The sequence below is a fragment of the Micromonospora sp. NPDC049204 genome, assembly GCF_040647935.1.
Lineage (GTDB): Bacteria > Actinomycetota > Actinomycetes > Mycobacteriales > Micromonosporaceae > Micromonospora.
The window spans coordinates 606128-625211 of the sequence record NZ_JBEZDC010000001.1; the positions used below are offsets into that span (position 1 = coordinate 606128).

The window sequence follows — 19084 nt, forward strand, 5'->3', positions numbered from 1 at the left end:
GGCGGCGTCCAATGTCGACCATGCCGCGGGCAACTGCCCCGAAGCCATCGCCCCCCCGCGCCATCACCCGGCAGGTGTTCGCCGACGCCGTTCAAGCCGCCTTCCTCGTCACACGCCGACCGGCACCCGTTCCTCCTCGCGCTGCGCGGCCCGGGCCGCCAGCCGACGCTCCCGCTCCTGCGCACCGATCAGGTCGTCGGGCAGCGAATCCGCGACCTCAAGGTCGAAGCGGCGGAGCAGCCGGATCGCGAACCCGCCCAGGGTGATCAGGATCAGCGCCGCGCCGAAGCAGACGTACGCGAAGCCGATGCCCCGACCCGGACCGGTGCCGATCACCGCGCCCACCGACCCGGCCAGAGCCCCGTCCGGGGCGAGCAGCGGCTCGAACAGGCGGGTGGCCGCCGGGGCGATCAGCGCGAACCCGATGGGCAGCGTCGACCAGGAGATGGTCTGGTTGAGGCTGAACACCCGGCCGTGATAGCGCTGCGGCACCTTGACCTGGACGATCGTGGCGTAGATGGACTGTGCCGTGGTCATCGACATGGCCAGCCAGAACGCACCGACGCAGATCATCGCCACGGACGCGTCCAGGCCGACCAGGACGCAGCCGACCGCCGTGCCGAGGTTGCCGATCAGCACGCCGATCATGCGTCGGTTGCGGGGACCACCCCAGAGCGACATGAGTACGCCGCCGGCGACCGCGCCGAGAGCCTCGGCGAGGGCCACCTGGGCCACCTGCGTCGCGTTGCCGAAGGAGAGCACCAACGGGGTGGTGAGCACCAGCGCGGGCGCCAGGAAGATGTTGCCCAGCGCGAAGTAGCCCAGCATCAACCGGAAGCCACGGTGCCGCCACGAGTAGCGCAGACCGTTGGCGATCGCCACGAGCAGTCGCTCCCGGGGTCGCCATCCGAGCAGGTCGGGGAAGCGGACCACGGACAGGGTCACCACCGCGATCACATAGCTGGCCACGTCGAGCAGCAGGATGCCCTTGAGGTCGATCGCGGCCAGCAGACCGGCTGCGAAGACCGGCATCAGCAGCAGGGCGAACCCGTTGGAGAGCTGGGTGATGCCCATCGCGTGGCCCAGGTAGCGCTTGGGCACCAACTGCGGCACCGCCGACTGGAACGCGATCCGTTGGAACGAGCCGGCCACCTGACTGAGCGCCACCAGGCCGTAGATGTGCCAGAGCGCCAGGTTGTCGGTCCAGAGCAGCGCGGCCAGCACGAGCTGGACCGAACCGGCACTGCAACTGGCGATCATCATGATCTTGCGGCGGCTGATCCGGTCGGTGATCGCCCCGGCGACGGGCAGCACCAGCACGCCGCAGATCAGCGCCAACGCCCAGAGCAGACCCAGGTCGGTCACCGAGCCGGTGCGGGTGAACAGCCAGATCGGCAGGGCGAACGCGGTCAGCGCCGAACCGGTCGTGGAGACGAGCTGCCCGACGGTGACCGCCACGAAGCGGGCCATGCTGGGCCGGACCACCGGCTTGTCCGGGACGACGACGGCGTCGACGCCCCGGGTGTCGGCCACCGCCCAGCCGGCGTCCTCGCCCCGTGCCTGCGGGCTCAGCTCGCCGACGTCGCCGGCGATCAGCGCCGGGTGCACCTGGGTGACGATCTCGGCCAGTTCCTGCGCGCGGTACTTGAGGAAGAAGTGCCCGGCCTGGTCGAGCACCACCAGCCCGAGTCGGTCACTGAGGAACTGCCACTCGGCGTACCGCTCGATGTGGTAGTCGGTGACCGGGTCCTCCGAGCCGACCACCGAGATGATCGGGGCACGCAGCTTCACCGCGCCCTGGTCGAGCAGGGCGGTGAAGTATTCCTCGGAAGCCCGGGAGTCGGCCCGCATGTTGCTGATGATCCGGTCCGCCTGCTCGGGCTCCAGCTCGTCGGTGTCCACCCCCATCGACTTGAGCCAGCTCGCGTAGTGCTTGTTGCTGCGCAGCTTCTCCAGTTTGGTACGCACTGCCGCGAAGAGGCCCTTGGGCCGGGCGAACGGGAACATCGCACCGATGTGGAGCGCGGTCAGCTCCCGTCCGGCGGCCTCCACCTTGCGGGCCACCTCGGCGACGATCGCGCTGCCCACGCCGCAGTGCCCGTACAGGGCGAGCGGGCCCTCGATGCGCTCGATGATCTCCTCGGCGACCCGGGTGGTCAGCTCGTCGAAGGGCAGCGCGTCCTCGGTGAGCCCCACGTCGTGCCCGGGAATGGCCAGCGACCAGAGCGCGTGCCCGGCCGGCAGCGCGTCCGCGAGGGGCTGGTAGACGATCGCGCTGCCACCGCCGTACGGCACGCAGACGTACGTGATCACTCTTTGGGCCGGCGAGATCGGCTTGGTCAGCTCGTAGAGCAGCCGACGGGGCCCGTCGCCACCGCCACCGGACATGAACGTGGCCAGGTCGCGGATGGTCCGCTGCTGGAACAGGTCCATCACGCCGACCGGCCGCCCACCATGCTCGGCCTTGCGGATGCGGGCCACCACCTGGGTCGCGAGCATCGAGTGCCCACCCAGGTCGAAGAAGTCGTCGTCGATGCCGAGGGTGGCCACACCGAGCACCTCGGACCAGATCCCAGCGAGCAGCCGTTCGGTGTCGTCGCGCGGCTCCACGAGCGCCACCGAGGCGGCGCGGGTGACGACCGGCGCGGGCAGCGCCTTGCGGTCCAGCTTGCCGTTCGGGGTCAGCGGCAGGGCGTCCAGGGTGACGAACGCCGCCGGCACCATGTACTCCGGAAGGGTCTCCTTGAGCGCCACCTTGACCGCGTCGTGCTCGGCCGCGCCGACCAGGTACCCGGTGAGCCGCTTGTCGCCGGGGGTGTCCTCGCGGACCAGCACCACCGCCTCGGTCACCCCGGGGTGGGCGCGCAGCGCGCTCTCGATCTCGCCCAGCTCGATGCGCAGGCCGCGCAGCTTGACCTGGTGATCGATCCGGCCGAGGAACTCGAGCACACCGCCGGGCCGGTCACCGGGCGCGACCTGCCAGCGGGCCAGGTCGCCGGTACGGTACAGCCGGGCACCCGGCTCGCCGGAGAACGCGTCGGGCACGAACCGCTCCGCGGTCAGCGCCGCCCGACGGTGGTAGCCGCGGGCCAGCCCCACCCCCCCGATGTGCAGCTCACCCGCGACTCCCACCGGGCACGGGTTGCCCCGGGCGTCCAGCACGTGCAGCCGCACGTTGCTGATGGGCGCACCGATCGGCACGCTGGCCACCTCGGCCAGCAGCGCCGGGTCACACGCCCAGAAGCTGACGTCGATCGCCGCCTCCGTCGGGCCGTACAGGTTGTGCAGGCCACAGCCGGGCAGCCGGGTGGTGAAGTCCCGGGCGGCGGCGAGCGGCAACTCCTCACCGCTGCAGATCACCCGGCGCAGCGCCGTGGCCGCCTCGACGCCGTCCTCGGCGAGGAAGACGGTGAGCATGGACGGGACGAAGTGGGCGGTGGTGACCCGCTCGGACACCAGCAGGTCGCGCAGGTAGCCGGCGTCCTTGTGACCGCCCGGCTCGGCCAGCACCAGCCGCGCGCCCTCGCGTAGCGGCCAGAAGAACTCCCACACCGACACGTCGAAGCTGGCCGGGGTCTTCTGCAACACCGCGTCGTCGGCGCCGAGCCGGTAGGTGCGCTGCATCCAGTCCAGTCGGTTGACGATGCCCCGGTGGGTGTTCGGCACACCCTTCGGCCGGCCGGTCGAGCCGGAGGTGTAGATGACGTACGCGAGGTGCGCCGGGCCGGCCGTCGGCGTCGGGTCACTCGTCGGCTGGTCGGCCCAGACCGCCTCGTCGTCCAGGGCGAGGACGATGGCGTCGGTCGTCGGCAGCACGTCGCGCAGGTGTGCCTGCACCAGCACCACCGGCGCGGCGGCGTCGGTGACCATGAAGGCCAGCCGGTCCGCCGGATACTCCGGGTCCAACGGCAGGTAGGCGCCGCCGGCCTTGAGCACGCCGAGCAGGCCCGCGACCAGCTCCACCGAGCGTTCCGCGCAGACACCGACCAGGGTCTCCGGGCCTACCCCGCAGGCGCGCAGCCGGTGCGCCACCCGGTTCGCCGCCGCGTTCAGGTCGGCGTACGTCACCGAACGGCCGGCGAACCGCAGCGCCACCGCGTCCGGAGTACGAGCGGCCCGCTCCTCGATCGGGGCGTGCAGCGTCTGCTGCCGGGGGAAATCGTGGGCGGTGTCGTTCCACCCGGCCACCAGCTCCCGCTCGGCGGGTGCGAGCAGATCGAGCGCGGAGACCGGCAGATCCGGGGTGGCGACCACGGCGCGCAGCAGCGTGGTGAGCCGGTGCGCCATCCGCTCGATGGTCGCCCGGGTGAACAGGTCGGTGTTGAAGACCAACTTGCCCCAGAGCCCGTTGCCGGTCTCGACGGCGTGCAGCTCGAAGTCGAAGCGGGTGGCGCGCAGCTCCATCGGATGCCACTCGAAGCCGACGTCGGCGTCCTCGGCCACCCCTTCGAACCGGCCCATCTCGTAGTTCTGGAGCACGAACATCGCCTGGAACACCGGTGAGCGGCTGACGTCACGCGGCAGACCCAGCTCGTGCACGACCCGGGCGAACGGCACCTCGCCGTGCTCCAGCCCGTCCAGCACCGCGCGGCGGGTCCGATCCAGTAGCTCGGTGAAGGTCGGGTCGCCGGCCAACTCGGCACGCATCGGCAGCATGTTGATGAACATGCCGACCAGGTTCTCCAGCTCCGGAGCGGACCGGCCGGCCACCGACGCGCCCACCGCGAAGTCGTCCTGCCCGGCGTGCCGGGCCAGGAACACCTGGTACGCGGCGAGCAGCGTCATGAACATCGTGCCGCCGTAGGCACGGGTCAGCGCGGCCAGCCCCTCGGTGGCGGCGGCGTCCAGAGTGAACTCGACGAAGTCACCCCGGTACGTCTGGGTGGCCGGCCGCGGCAGGTCCAGCGGCAGCTCCAGCGGGGTGATCCCGGCGAGGCGCTCCTTCCACCAGTCCACGTGCCGCAGCGCGCCCGGCCCGGCCAGCTCCCGTGCCTCCCAGACCGCGAAGTCTCCGTACTGCACCGGCAGGGCGGGCAGCTCCCGGTCGCGGTAGCGGGCGATCAGGTCACGCAGCAGCACGTCCACGGACCAGCCGTCACCGACGATGTGATGCTGGCCGAGGAAGAGCACGTGCTCGTCGACGTTCACCCGGTCCGGAGTGCCGTCTTGCGGCGCGGAGGCCGGATTATCGTCGCAGGCGGCCAGCCGGATCAGCAGAGCCCGCAGCAGCGGCCCGTTGGCCAGGTCGAACGGCTCGACGGCCGCCTCGTCGACAAGTGCCTGGGCGGCGGTGTCGTCGGCGGCGTCCACCACGGTCAGCGGCACCTCGACGACCCCGTCGAGCACCACGGTGGGCCGGCCGTCCGAGTCGGCCGGGAACCGGGTGCGCAGCGACTCGTGCCGATGGGTCAGGTCAGCCAGCGCGCGGCGCAGCGCCGCGACGTCCAGCGGGCCACGGACTCGCACGGGCACCGCGATGTGGTACGCCGCCTCGCCGGGAGCGAGCTGGTCCATGAACCAGACCCGCTCCTGCGCGTACGACAGCGGCACCTCGGCGTCCGGCGGGCGGGGAGTGATCCGCGCGGCGGGCGGGCTGCCTGACCGGCGGCGCAACCGCTGGGCGATCAGCGCCTGCCGGGCGGCGTCGCGGGCCGAGTCCTTCACGTCGGTCATCAGGGGATGTCTTTCTCCGCCGCGAGCAGCGCGGCGACCTCGGTTTCGGAGAGTTCGTCGAGCTCGGCGGCGATCCGCTGCTCGATCTGGGCGGCCAGGTCGGCCACCACCGGGCTGCTGAACAGCGCCCGCATCGGCAGCTCCACGTCCACCTCGGCGCGGATCCGGGCCATCGCCCGCATGCCGCGCAGCGAGTTGCCGCCGAGGGCGAAGAAGTCGTCGAGCGCGCCGACCTTCTCCAGTTGCAGGATCTGGGCGTAGACCTCGGCGACCAGCACCTCGGCGTCGGTACGCGGGGCCAGGAAGCCGTCGGCGGTGGCGGCGGCCGGTGCCGGCAGCGCGGCGGTGTCCAGCTTGCCGTTCGGCGTCAGCGGCAGCGCGTCCAACCGGACGAACGCGCTCGGCACCAGGTGCGCGGGCAACTCCTGGGCCAGGTCTGCGGCGAGCGTCGCCTCGTCGACCCGGCCGACCAGGTAGCCGACCAGGGTCGGCTCGCCGTTGTCGGCGCGGACCACCACCGCGGCCTCGGCCACGTCCGCGCGGGCGCGCAGCACCGACTCGATCTCGCCCAGCTCGATCCGCATCCCCCGGATCTTGACCTGGTTGTCCCGGCGACCCAGGTATTCCAGTGCCCCGTCGGCCCGCCAGCGGGCGAGGTCCCCGGTGCGATACATCCGCTCCCCCGGCGGCCCGTACGGGCAGGGCAGGAAGCGCTCGGCCGTCAGCGCCGGCCGGCCCAGGTAGCCCCGGGCCAGTTGCGCCCCGGCGATGAACAGCTCACCGACCACACCCGGCGGCACCGGGTTCAGCGCGGCGTCGAGCAGGTGGACCCGGGTGTCCCAGGTGGACCGGCCGATCGGCACCGGCCCGGCGGAGACCGGCTGCTCGGGGGCGATCCGGGCCGCGACACAGCCGACGGTCGCCTCGGTCGGGCCGTACTCGTTGATCACCGCCACCCGGGGGTGGTTGGCCCGCCAGCCAGCCAGTTGTTCGCCGGTCAGCGCCTCCCCGCCGATCACCAGATCGGTGGTGGGCGACAGGGCGTCGTCGAGCAGCGGCAGGTGGCTGGGGGTTACCTTCAGGAAGGTCGGCGGACCACCGGCCCGCGCCGCCGGCGTGTCGATGCCGGCGAACCGGACCGTGCCCCCGGCGGTGAGAGGGCCGAGCAGCCCGGTCACGGTCAGGTCGAACGAGACCGGTGAGTGCAGCAGCGCGACACCGGCCAGCCCCGGGTAGGTGTCCCGGGCCCAGGCCAGGTACGCGGTGACCGCGCGGTGCTCGACCAGCACGCCCTTGGGCCGCCCGGTGGAGCCGGAGGTGTAGAGCAGGTACGCCGGGTGCTCCGCGCGCAACGGCGTACGGCGGTCGTCGTCGGTGAGGTCGGCGGAGTCCAGGTCGGCGGCGGTCGTGTCGGTCAGCACCAGTGCGTCGGCGGGGGCCAGCGCGGCCGTCTCCGCGGTGGCCAGCACGAGCGTCGGCTCGGCGTCGGTCAGCAGGTAGCTGATCCGTTTCGCCGGATAGCCGGTGTCCACCGGCAGGTACGCGGCACCGGCCTTCAGCACCGCGAGGATGGCCACCAGCAACTCCACCGAGCGGGGCAGCAGCAGCGCGACCCGGGTCTCCGGGCCGGCACCGCGCTCGACCAGCAGCCGGGCCAGTTGGTTGGCCCGAGCGCTCAGCTCGGCGTAGCTCAGCTCCTCCCCGTCGCAGACCAGCGCGATCGCGGCGGGGGTGGCGACGACCTGCCGCTCCACCTCGGCCACCAGGGTGATCGGGGCGACCGCGTGCCCGGTGTCGGTCCAGGCGCGCAGCAGGTCACGTTCGGCGTCGTCGAGCAGCGGCAGCGCCGACAGCCGCGTCCCCGGGTCGGCCACGGCGGCGGTGAGCAGCCGCAGGTAGCGGGCGACGACCGCCTCCGCGGTGGCCCGGTCGAACAGGTCGGTGCGGTAGACCAGCCGGCTGGTGCCGCCGGTGATGTCGAAGGCCAGGTCGTCCTTGGTGGTGCCCAGCGGCACCGGATCCAGGCCGGAGTCCGGGATCAGGTTCAGCGCGGTCTGGAACACCGGCTGCACCGACGGGTCGCGCTGCGGGGCGACCGCCTCGACGATCCGCTGGAACGGGGTCTGCCCGTGCTCCATCGCGTCCACCAGGTCGGTCCGGACGCGGCCGAGCACCTCGGTGACGCTCGGGTCGCCGGTGAGGTCGCACCGCAGCGCCACCGGGTTGACGAACATACCGATCAGCGGCGTCAGCTCGGCGGTGTCGCGGCCGGCGGTGGAGACGCCCACCACCACCTCGGGGTCACCGGAGATCCGGGAGAGCAGCGCCGCGAAGGCGGCCAGCAGCACCATGTACGGGGTGGTCGACGTGCCGGCGGCGAGCCTCCCGACCTGGTCCAGCAGCCCGTCGGGGAGGTCGAAGCGCACCTCGTCACCGACGAAGCCGAGCTGGGCTGGGCGCGGCCGGTCAAGCGGCAGGCCGGTCACCGCCGGCGCACCGGCCAGGTGACCGCGCCAGAAGGCGAGCTGCCGCTCCAACTCGGTGTCGGTGAGCTGGTCGCGCTGCCAGACGGCGAAGTCGGCGTACTGGATGGGCAGCTCGGGCACGTCGGCGGGTGCGCCGGTCAGCGCGGCCCGGGTGAACGCGGTCAGCTCGGCGTAGAAGAGCACCGCCGAGTGGCTGTCGAAGACCGCGTGGTGCACCACGAACTGCAACCCGACCCGGTCGGCGGCGAACCGGACCAGCCGGGCCCGCCACGGCGGCGGGGTGTCCAGCGGGATCGGGCTACGCGCCAGCTCGGCGAGGGTCTCGTCGTGGCGGGTCTCCCGCTCGTCGGCGGGCAGACCGGTCAGGTCCAACTCCGGCAGTTCCAACGGCTCGACGGCCCGGACCACCTGCACCAGCGCGCCGTCGACGATCCGCAGGTGCGTACGGAGTGACTCGTGCCGGGCGACGACCTGGCCGAACACCTCGGTGGCCTGTGCGGCGGTGACGCCGACCGGGAACCGCCACGGCGCGGAGACGTTGTAGACCGGCGACCCGGGGTCGAGCTGGTTGGCCGTCCACACCCGCTCCTGGGCGAAGGACGCCGGGAAGGTCCACTCCTTGCTCATCGTTGCCGCCTTTCGTTCGCGACTGCGGGGCTCCGCTCCGCTGCACTCCTCGCGCTCACTGGGCCCCCTCGCGTACCGAGCGGGGACGCATGTCGGTCCAGACGGTGTCGATGTGCGCCAGGCACTCCTCGCGGGTGCCGGCGAAGCCGGTGTCGTGCCATCCCGCCGGGAGGTCCCGCTCGGCCGACCAGATCGAGTACTGCTCCTCGTCGTTGCGCACGACCAGGAATCGGGGCTCGGCCATCACTGCTCTCCGTTGGTGTCAGGGGTGTGCGGTTCGGCCATCGCGACGGCGATCCTGCGGGGGCCGGTGAACGGTTCCCGGCCGTGCGCGGCGGTCATGTTGTCGACCACCAGCACGTCGTCGCGGTGGTAGTCGAAGCGGACGCTCGCGGCCCGGTAGGCGGCCCGCAGGTGGTCCAGGACGTCGGCGGGGATCTCGCCACCGTCGCCGTAGTAGGTGTTCGACGGCAGCCCGTCGGCGCCGAACATGTCCAGCAGGCCCTCCTGGAGGTCCTTCGCCAGGCTGCTCACGTGGAAGAAGGTGGCGTGGTTGAACCAGCGGGGAACGTCCGAGCCGGGGCGGAGGTGCACGGCGTCACGCACCGCACGGGTACGCAGCCCGTCCCGGCCCACCCACTCCAGCGTGATCCGGTTGGCCGCCGCGTACGCCTGCACCTCGCCACGATCGTCGGTGCCGAACACGTGCTGCCAGGTGGTGCCGAAATCTTCGTGGAAGTTCCGGATCAGCATCCAGCGCCGGCGTACGAACTCCTCGCGTACCGCCGGGTCGATCTCCCGGTAGACCTGACGGATGTCGGCCAACGGGGTGGCGCCCAGCGTCTGCGGCGCGGTGATGCAGTAGAAGAACAGGGTCAACGGCCACCGCGCCTGGTACGAGTTCTCGTTGTGCAGAAAGATCTCCTCGTCCGGTGGGTAGTCGGTCGAGGTGTACACCCGGCCCTTGATGGCGTGCCGGGGCGAGGACCGCTCGGTGTAGGTCAGTGGTTCCCCGGACAACGCCCGGACCACCTGGTCGAAGCCGTCCACCCCGCCCACGTCGAAGCCGCGGAACAGCAGCCCACCCTGGTCGGCCAGGGTGGTCCGCAGCTCGGCGCGGCGATCGGTGATCAGCTCGGTCAGCGCCCGGCCGTCGGCTTCGACGACCACGGGCAGCGTGGCGATCGTGTCGCTCATTGCTGTCTACTCCTGATTCTCGTTACGCGCGGGGCAGTCGCGGGATGGCGGAGGTCGGCGCCGGGGCGGCCGGATCGTCGGTGTCGGCGGCACGCAGCTCCTCGATCCGGGCGGCGAGCCCGGCCACCGTGGGGGTCTCGAAGAGGCTGCGCATCGGCAGCCGCACGCCGGTCGCCTTGCGCATCGCCGCGATGAGCTGCACCGCGACCAGGGAGTTACCGCCCAGGGCGAAGAAGTCGTCGTCGACGCCGACCTCGGCCACCCCGAGCCCGTCCTCCCACACCCGGGCGATGATCTTTTCCAGCTCGGTGCCCGGCGCGGCGCCGCCGTCCCCGAGGCCGGACCGGGTCGAGCCGGTGACCGTGTCGTCGCCAGCGAGGTCGTCGGCGGTGACCCGACCGGCCCGATGCCGGATGTCGGCCACCGTCCGGGTGGCGATGACGACCTGGGCGCCGAGACCGGCGGTGAGGCTGCGGCGGAACGCCTCCGCACCGTCCACCGGCCGGATGTCCTCGGTCGAGGCCAACGACGGGGCATCGACCGTGGACGTCTCGATCAGGCCACCGGTGACCGCACCCTGGTCGACCCGGCGCAGCACGAAGTCGCTGATCGCGACCAGTTCCCGGCCGTCCGGGTCGCGCAGTGACAGGTCGGCGGCGACCACCTCGTCGGTGTTACCGGGCCGGTGTCGCAGCTCGCTGGTGAACCGGGCCGGCAGCGGCCCGCGCACCACGATCCGGCCGTAGGACAGCGGCAGGTAGGCGCCGCTGCCCTGGCCCCGGCCGAACGCGGTCGCCACGTCCAGCAGCGCGGGGTGCAGGCCCCAGGCGGGCAGGTCACCGAGCGCAGCGGCAGGGGCCTCGATCACCGCCAGCTCGGTGTCGTCGGCCAGATGGTGCTCGTTCAAGGCTGCCCAGCGCGGCCCGAAGGTGAGCATGCTGGTGCGACCCCGGCCGAAGGACGCGTCGTCGTCCACCCGCCGACCGGTCGGTTCGACGCGGCGGGCCGGCGGGGTGGGCTCGTCGGTCCAGCCGGCTGCACCCCGTACGTGGGTGCGCAGGAGGCCGCTGGCCAGGCTCCGGACGGCGAAGTCGGTGCCGCCGTCGTCGGCCGGCGTCAGCTCCACCCGGTACTGGGCGATGGTGCCGTCGGGCACCGCGAACGGCTCCAGGAAGACCACGTCGCGCAGCTCCACTGCCGCGTCCCCGTCGGGCGCGGGCATCGCGGCGGCCACCGCGGCCCGCACCGACTCCAGGTGGGCGGTGCCCGGTACGACCGGCACGCCGGCGATCCGGTGCTCGTCGAGCAGCCAGTGGGTGCTGGCGGAGACCAGGCCGTGCAGCACGATCTCCGTCGGCCCGCTGACCTTCGTGGTGAGCACCGGGTGGTCGACGGTGCTGGTCACCGTGTCGCGGCCGGCAGCCCGGAACCCGGCCGGCGCGGCGGTCTCCACCGCCATGCCCACCTCGGCCCAGCCGCCCCAGTTCTGCGACAGCACCGGAGCCCGCCAGCCGGCACCCGAGCGGGCGTGCGCGTCCAGGAACGCGTTCGCGGCGCAGTAGTCGACCTGCCCGAAGCCGCCGACCACCGCGGTGATGGACGAGCAGAGCACCACGAAGTCCAGCGGCAGGTCGCCAAAGACCTGGGCCAGGGCGAGCGTGCCGGCGAGCTTGGGAGCGAGCACCCGCTCGGCCTCGGCCCGCTCCTTGACCTCGACCATTCCGCCGCCAGGCAGACCGGCCGCGTGCACGATGCCGTCGATGCCGCCGTACGCGGCCTGCGCGGCGTCGCGGACCCGGCGCAGGTCGGCGGGGTCGGTGACGTCGGCGGCGAGCACCAGCACCTCGGCGCCGGCGGCTTCCATCCGGCGGATCGCCGCGATGGCCCGACCGGCCCGGTCGTCGCCGTGCACGGCGAGGTGGTCGTCCCACCGCTCACGCTCCGGAAGCCCGGAGCGGGCCAGCAGCACCAGCTTGGCGCGGGCGCGGGTGGCGAAGTCCTCGGCCAGGGTGATGCCGATGCCGCCGAGCCCACCGGTGATCAGGTACCGGCCGCCGTCGCGCAGCGCGCCCGGCTCCCCCTCGGCGTCGAGCGTCACCTGCTCGACGTCGGCCACCCAACGCCGACCCCCACGGAGGGCGACCTCAGGCTCCCGAGGACGGCGCAGCTCGGCGACCAGCGCGGTGACGTCGTCGTCGGCCGGGTCCGCGTCGACCAGCCGGACGGCCACCCCGGGTAGTTCGGCCGGGAGCACCCGGGCCAGCCCGGCGAGGGTGGCGTGCTCCGGGCGGCGCAGGTCGTCGCCGCGCACATCGCCGGTGCCGGCGGTGACCAGATCCAGGACGACGTCGCCGTCCTCGCCGGTTCGGCCGGCGCCGGCCAGCGCCTGCACCAGGTGCAGGGCGCTGAAGAAGCCCAGCTCCTGGGCCGCCCAGGTGGCCTCGATGTCGGTGCCGGTCGGCGCACCGTCCAGCGTGAAGGCGTGCACCAGCCGGGTCGGCAGTCCACCGTCGGCGGTGAGCGCGGCGACCAGCGCCTCATGATCCGCGCGCACCCCGGGGCGCAGCCGGTAGCCGCCGTCGGCGGTGAAGGCGTCACCGGGGCGTACCGGGATCGGGTCGGCACCGGCGGCCCGCAGGCCGGCGACCAGGGCGTCGCCGCGCGCGCCCGCGGTCAGCACCAGGCAGCGGCCCAGCGAACCGGTCGGCGGCAGCGGCGCGGCCTGCCGCCAGACCGGCACCGCGAACCACTCGGGCAGCGGACGCGGCCCGGTCTCCACCGGAGCGGCGGCGACCTGCTGCTCCGGGTCCGGGTCGATCCAGTAGCGGCGGCGCTCGAACGGGTAGCTGGGCAGCGGCACCCGCCGCGCCGCCGGGTCCACGTCGAACCGTACGGGCAGCCCGGCGCACCAGAGCGCGCCGGCGGTGCCGAGCAGAGCGGCCAGGTCGCCGGTGGTCTCCCCGGCGGCGGGCAGGCTGCCCAGCGGGATGAGCGGTCGCTGCTCCGGCGCTGCCTTGGCGACCTGCATCCGGGCCAGGCTGGCCAGTTGCCGGCCGGGACCGCACTCGACCAACTGCCAGGTGCCCGCCGCCAGCAGGGTGGCCACACAGTCGCCGAAGCGGACCGGCTGGCGCAGGTGCGCCGCCCAGTACGCCGGGTCGGTGGCCTGCTCGGCGGTGATCCAGGTGCCGGTCACGTTGGAGAGGAACGGCACGGTCGGCGGGCGCAGCGACACCGTGCCCATCAGCGCGGTGAACTCGGCGAGGATCGGCTCCATCATCGGCGAGTGGAACGCGTGCGAGGTGCGCAGCATCTTGGACTTTGCCGTCAGCGTCGCCGCGAACGCCTCGACGGCGGCGGTCTCGCCGGCCACCACGCAGGTCCCCGGCCCGTTGACCGTGGCCACCGAGAACCCCTCGGGCAGCACGTCGGCGACCGCCGACTCGTCCAGCGAGACGGCGAGCATCGACCCGGTGGGCAGCGACTGCATCAGCCGGCCCCGGGCGGCGACCACCCGCAGCGCGTCCGGCAGGCTCAGCACCCCGGCAACGGTGGCCGCGACGTACTCACCGATCGAGTGGCCGATCATCGCGGCCGGGCGTACGCCGGTGGCCTGCCAGAGCGCGGCCAGGGCGTACTCGACGGTGAACAGCGCCGGCTGGGTGTAGCGGGTCTCGGTAAGCCTCTCCCCCGCCATCGGATCCCGACCGAGGATCAGGTCACGCAGGTCGATGCCCAGGTCGGGCAGGAGAAGTTCGGCGCACTCGTCGACGACGGCGGCGAAGCGGGGCTGCTCGGCGTGGAGCTGCGCGCCCATCCCGGCGTACTGGGAACCCTGACCGGAGAACAGGAGAGCGACTTTCGGGGCTGGGCCCCCGGTCGATGGTTGCGCTCCGCGTTTCGGGGCGCGCAGGGCCGTGACGGCGCCGGGGAGATCCGACGCGACCACCGCGCGGCGGTGCGGGTGCGGGCGGCGGCCGGCACGCAGGGTGTGCGCGACGTCGGCGAGGTACGCGGGCCCGGCGTCCGCGGCACCGTCCAGGTGGGCGGCGAGGCGCTGCACCGCGGCGTCCAGGGCGCCCGGGGTGGCCGCGCTGACCTGGAGCAGATGCGCCGGGCGCACCCGGCGGTCGGTGCGGTACGCCGCCGGCGCCTCCTCGAGCACGACGTGCGCGTTGGTGCCGCCGATGCCGAACGAGCTGACCCCGGCCCGGCGCGGCCCGCCGTCGGTGTCCCACTTGGCGAGGGTGTTCGCCACGTAGAACGGGGTGTCGGCGAACTCGACCGCCGGGTTCGGCGTCTCGTAGTTGATCGTCGGTGGGATCAGCCCGTGCTCCATGGCGAGCACCGTCTTGATCACGCTGACGATGCCCGAGGGTTGGCTGAGGTGGCCGATGTTGGACTTCACCGACCCGATGCCGCACCATCCCCGCTCGTCGGTGTCCCGGCCGTAGACGGCGGCGAGCGCGGCGACCTCGATCGGGTCGCCCATCGCGGTGCCGGTGCCGTGCGCCTCGACGTAGCTGATGGTGCGCGGGTCGATGTCGGCCATATCGACGGCCTGGGCGATCGCGGCCACCTGCCCGTCGACGCTGGGCGCCGTGAAGCCCACCTTGCCGGCACCGTCGTTGTTGATGGCGTTGCCCCGAACCACGGCACGGATGTGGTCACCGTCGGCGATCGCGTCGGAGAGCCGCTTGAGCAGCGTCACCCCGACGCCACTGCCCCACACGGTGCCGTTGGCGGCGGCGTCGAACGGGCGGCACCGGCCATCGGGCGAGGTGAAGCCCTCCATGCCGAGGTAGCCGACGTGCGGCAGCTCGATGTTGACACCGCCGGCCAGCGCCATGTCGCACTCACCGTTGCGCAGTGACTCGCAGGCCAGGTGGAACGCGACAAGCGAGGTGGAGCAGGCGGTGTGTACGGTCAGGCTCGGCCCGCGCAGGTCCAGCCGGTACGACACGTTGGTGGCCACGTAGTTCGGCGAGTTGCCGGTGGCGATGGAGACCGTGCCGTGTGGGTTGCCGCCGACCCGCTGGTTACGCAACACGTAGCGGTGCAGGTAGGTGTTGCCGCCGGTGCCCGCGTACACGCCGATCGCGCCGTCGTAGCGGGCCGGGTCGTAGCCGGCGTCCTCCAGCGCGGTGTGGCAGGACTCCAGGAACAGGCGGTGCTGCGGGTCGGTCAGCTCCGCCTCCCGGGCGGTCATCCCGAACAGCGTGGCGTCGAACTCGTCGTAGCCGTCGACCAGCGGGGCGCGGTTGACCCAGCCCGGGTCGTCGACCTCCGTGGGTGTCGCGCCCCGGGCGAGCTGCTCCTCCCGGGTCAGCTCGGTGCTGGACTCCACGCCGTCGACCAGGTTGCGCCAGAACTCGTGGACGTCGGCGGCGCCGGGCAGGCGCGCGGCCAGGCCGACGATCGCGATCGGTTCGATGCCGTGCTCAGGTGACTCGGTGACGTCGTCGGACTGGTCAGCTGCGGTCGGGTTGCTCATCAGGCTGTCCTTCGTCACGCGGAGCCGCCGGGGCGGCGAGGTGGGTTACGACGGGTACGGCCGCGGCGTGCGGCGGCCCGCAGGGCGGCCCGGGCCAGCTCCGGCCGGTCGGCGGCACCGTCGAGGCTGGCGGCGAGCGCTCGGACGGTGGGGTGGCGGAACAGGTCGAGCATGCGGATGGACCGGCCGGTCGCGGCGGTCAGCCGGGCGTGCACGGCGGCGAGCGCCAGCGAGTGCCCGCCGATGTCGAAGAAGTTGTCGGTCACCCCGACCCGGTCGTGCTCCAGCACCTCCCGCCAGATCCCGGCGATCAGCTCCTCGGTCTCGGTGAGCCCGTCCGGGCCGACAGGCATCAGCGCGGGTGGGGGGCCGACCGGGTCACCGCCGGCGACCGTCATCGCGCCGAGCTGCGGCACCCGCACGGTGGGTCGGGGCAGCGCGGTGGCGACCTCGCGGGCCGGCGTGTCCGCCGCCGCGGCCAGCGCGCCCACCAGCTCGGCCAGGTCGGCGAGCAGGTCGTCGACGCGCCCGGCGTCGAACAGGTCCGGGTTGTAGACCACCTCGACGCCCGTACGACCGCCGTGCTGCACCACGTAGACGGTGATGTCGAACGGCGAGCCCGGCTTGGGCACCGGCACCGGCTCGGCGGCCAACCCGGTCAACGTCAGCGCGGGCGGCGCGAAGTTGAGCACGTTGAACAGCACCTGCACCAGCGGTGCGCGGGCGGTGTCCCGGCCGACGCCGAGCGCCTCGACGATGCGTTCCAGTGGTGCCCCCGGGTGGGCGGTGACCTCGTGCAACTCCCCGGCACAGCGGTCGACCAGCTCGGCGAAGCTCACCCCGCCGGTGCGGACCCGCACCGGCACCGTGTCGATGAAGAAGCCGATGACGTCGTCGAAGGCGGCCAACCGCCGGTCGGCGACGATCGCCCCGAGCACGTGGTCGTCGCCACCGGTGAGCCGCGCGATCAGCTCACCGAAGGCCGCCAGCAGCACCGCGGCGACCGTGGTGCCGCGACGCTCGGCCAGCTCGCGGACCGCGCGGTCGGTGTCGGCGGGCAGCCGGACCGCCGCCTCCGCCCCGGCGTACGTCTGCACCGCCGGCCGCGGCCGGTCCCGGGGCAGTTCCAGCACGGTCGGCACGCCGTCCAGGTGCCCCGTCCACCAGGCCAGGTCGGGCCCGCCCCGCAGCCGGTCGCGCTCGGCACGCCACACCGCGTAGTCGGCGTACCGGGCCGGCAGCGCCGGCAGTGTGGGCGCCGTGCCGGCCACCGCCTGGGCGTACCCGGCGGCGAGGTCGTCGTAGCAGATCCGCTCCGACCAGCCGTCGAAGACGGCGTGGTGCCAGGTGACGGCCAGCACGTGCTCGGCCGGGCCGAGCCGGTAGACGGTCACCTGCCAGGGTGGCCCGGTGGCCAGGTCGAACGGATGCGCGGCACCGGCCGCGAGCATCTGGGCCAGCTCCGTCTTCGGCTCGGCGCTGCCGGTCAGGTCGACCACCGGCACCGCCACATCGGTCGGCTCGGCGCAGACCGCGTAGGGCACCCCGGCGGTCTGCGGGATGCGCCAGCGCAGCACGTCGTGCCGCTCGGCGACGGTCCGCAGTGCCGCGCCGAGGGCCGCGATGTCCAGCGGGCCGAGCAGCCGGTGCGCCACCGCGATGTTGTACGGCGCGCTGGACGGCGCGAGCTGGTCGACGAACCAGAGCCGGCGTTGCGGTGGGGAGAGAGTGGGCGGGTTGCCGGTGCTCAGCCGGTCGTCGCCGACGGGTGCGGCGGCCACCCGCTCGGCGAGCCGGCCGAAGGTGCGCTCGGTGAACACCGCACGGGTGTCGAGCTGCCGGCCCAGCTCGGCGCGCAGCGCGGCGACCAGGCGCATCGCCGCGATGGAGTTGCCACCGGCGGCGAGGAAGTCGGTCGCCGGCCCGGGTGCCGCGCCGAGCAGCCGGGTCCAGATGCCGGCCACGGCCGCCGCGAGGGGGCCACCGGGCACCTCCGGAGCGACGGTGTCGGCGGATGAGGCGGTGCGGGCCGCGGCCAGGGCGCGCAGCGCGAGGCGGTCCAGCTTGCCGCTGATCGGGCTGATCGGCAGGGCCGCGCTGCGCAGCACCCGGGCCGGCAGCATCGCCGTGGTCAACCGACTGCCGGCGTACGCGCGCAGCCGCGCGTCGTCGGGGGCATCCGCCGGAGTGAGGAACGCGACCAGCTCGGTGCCGGCCGGACCGGGCACCGCCTCGACGGCCACCCCGGTCACCCCCGGCAGGTCGGCGAGCACCGCCTCGACCTCGCCCAGCTCGATGCGCTGCCCACGGATCTTCACCTGCCGGTCGGCCCGGCCCAGATAGACGATCCGCCCGTCCGGGTCCTGCCGCACCAGGTCGCCGGTGCGGTACAACCGCTCGCCGGGCAGCCCGGAGAACGGGTCCGGAACGAACCGCTCGGCGGTCAGCGCCGGCCGGCCCAGGTAGCCGTCGGCCAGCCCGGGCCCGCCGATCAGCAGCTCACCGGTCTCGCCCGGCGGCACCGGGTTTAGCGCCGCGTCCACCACGTACGCCCGGTGGTTGGGCATCGGCCGGCCGATCGGTACCGGGTCGACCTCGGTGGCGCTCAACGGGCCGCTGACCGCCATCACCGTCGTCTCGGTGGGGCCGTACGCGTTGAGAAGGCGGCGGCCGGGCGCCCAGCGGGCGGCCAGCGCGGCCGGTACCGCCTCGCCGCCGCAGAGCACCGTACGCCAGCCGGTCAGCTCGGCCGGGTCCAACATGGCCAGCACGGTGGGCGTGATGAAACCCCAGTTGACCTCGTGCTCGATGACGAACCGGGTCAGCCGGACCGGGTCGGCGCGATCCGATGCGCCGAGGAGCTGCACCGTCCCGCCGAGCAGCAGCGGCACGAACAGGTCGATGGTGGCCGCGTCGAAGCCGAGCGACGCCAGGCCGAGGCTGCGTACGCCGGCGTCGGCACCGCTCAACGCGGCCACGCCCGTCACGAACTCCACCACGTTGCGGTGACTGGTGAGCACACCCTTGGGCCGACCCGTGGAGCCCGAGGTGAACAGCACGTACGCCGGGTCGCCGGGCCGGGCCGGGCAGGGCGCGAGGGGGGCCGGGCCGGGCAACCCGACCGCCTCGACGCCGGGGGCGTCACCGAACTCGGTCTTGGCGGCGTCGCCGACCACCAGGGAGATGCCCGCGTCGGCGGCGATCCCGCGAAGCCGCCGACGCGGGCCGCCCGGCTCCAGCGGCACGTAGCAACCGCCGGCCAGCAACACCCCCAGCACGGTCGCCACCAGCTCGGGCCGGCGGCTGCCGCACACTCCCACCCGACTCTGCCGGCCGACGCCGCGGGCGCGCAGCGCGGCAGCCACCCCGGCGGCCTGGGACAGCAGCTCGGCATAGCTGAGCCGGCTGTCCCACTGGCGCACCGCCGTCGCGCCCGGCGTACGGGCGGCCTGCGCGACCACCAGCTCGGCGATCGTCGCGTCCGGCCAGGGCAGGGTCTCGCCCCGTACGGCGTTGCTGAACAGTAGGTCGGTCACCCGTTCCCCCCGGGATAGCTGTTCGGATCGGTCATCTGCGGGCGCAGCTCACTGACGTGGGCGCGGCCCTG

The 19084-nt window shown here is 73.5% G+C and carries 6 protein-coding genes; all 6 read right to left on the reverse strand.

What is annotated here, in order from left to right:
* Nucleotides 1-108: 108 nt before the first annotated feature.
* The 6 genes from AB0A90_RS02775 to AB0A90_RS02800 are packed head-to-tail and all read right to left on the reverse strand — an operon-like array spanning nt 109 to nt 19013.
* On the reverse strand, nt 109-5673 hold the full coding sequence (locus tag AB0A90_RS02775) for an amino acid adenylation domain-containing protein (RefSeq protein WP_357240539.1): 5565 nt from the start codon (nt 5671-5673) through the stop codon (nt 109-111).
* On the reverse strand, nt 5673-8786 hold the full coding sequence (locus AB0A90_RS02780) for an amino acid adenylation domain-containing protein (RefSeq protein ID WP_357240542.1): 3114 nt from the start codon (nt 8784-8786) through the stop codon (nt 5673-5675). Before AB0A90_RS02780 ends, AB0A90_RS02775 begins: the two co-directional genes overlap by 1 nt.
* 55 nt (nt 8787-8841) lie before the next feature.
* The gene (locus AB0A90_RS02785) at nt 8842-9030 is read right to left on the reverse strand and encodes an MbtH family NRPS accessory protein (protein ID WP_357240545.1); all 189 of its coding nucleotides are present in this window, start codon (nt 9028-9030) and stop codon (nt 8842-8844) included.
* Complete coding sequence (locus tag AB0A90_RS02790) at nt 9030-9983, reverse strand: TauD/TfdA family dioxygenase (RefSeq protein ID WP_357240548.1); 954 nt, start codon at nt 9981-9983, stop codon at nt 9030-9032. Before AB0A90_RS02790 ends, AB0A90_RS02785 begins: the two co-directional genes overlap by 1 nt.
* Before the next feature lie 22 nt (nt 9984-10005).
* Entirely contained in the window at nt 10006-15477 is a 5472-nt protein-coding gene (locus AB0A90_RS02795) for an SDR family NAD(P)-dependent oxidoreductase (protein WP_357240551.1), read from the reverse strand.
* A 14-nt stretch (nt 15478-15491) separates the two neighbouring features.
* On the reverse strand, nt 15492-19013 hold the full coding sequence (locus AB0A90_RS02800) for an amino acid adenylation domain-containing protein (RefSeq protein WP_357240554.1): 3522 nt from the start codon (nt 19011-19013) through the stop codon (nt 15492-15494).
* Between the last annotated feature and the right edge of the window lie 71 nt (nt 19014-19084).

Bases quoted from the DNA above. Each gene is read 5' to 3' on its own strand.
- AB0A90_RS02775 (WP_357240539.1), bottom strand. From the start codon at position 5,673: ATGACCGACGTGAAGGACTCGGCCCGCGACGCCGCCCGGCAGGCGCTG.
- AB0A90_RS02780 (WP_357240542.1), bottom strand. From the start codon at position 8,786: ATGAGCAAGGAGTGGACCTTCCCGGCGTCCTTCGCCCAGGAGCGGGTG.
- AB0A90_RS02785 (WP_357240545.1), bottom strand. From the start codon at position 9,030: ATGGCCGAGCCCCGATTCCTGGTCGTGCGCAACGACGAGGAGCAGTAC.
- AB0A90_RS02790 (WP_357240548.1), bottom strand. From the start codon at position 9,983: ATGAGCGACACGATCGCCACGCTGCCCGTGGTCGTCGAAGCCGACGGC.
- AB0A90_RS02795 (WP_357240551.1), bottom strand. From the start codon at position 15,477: ATGAGCAACCCGACCGCAGCTGACCAGTCCGACGACGTCACCGAGTCA.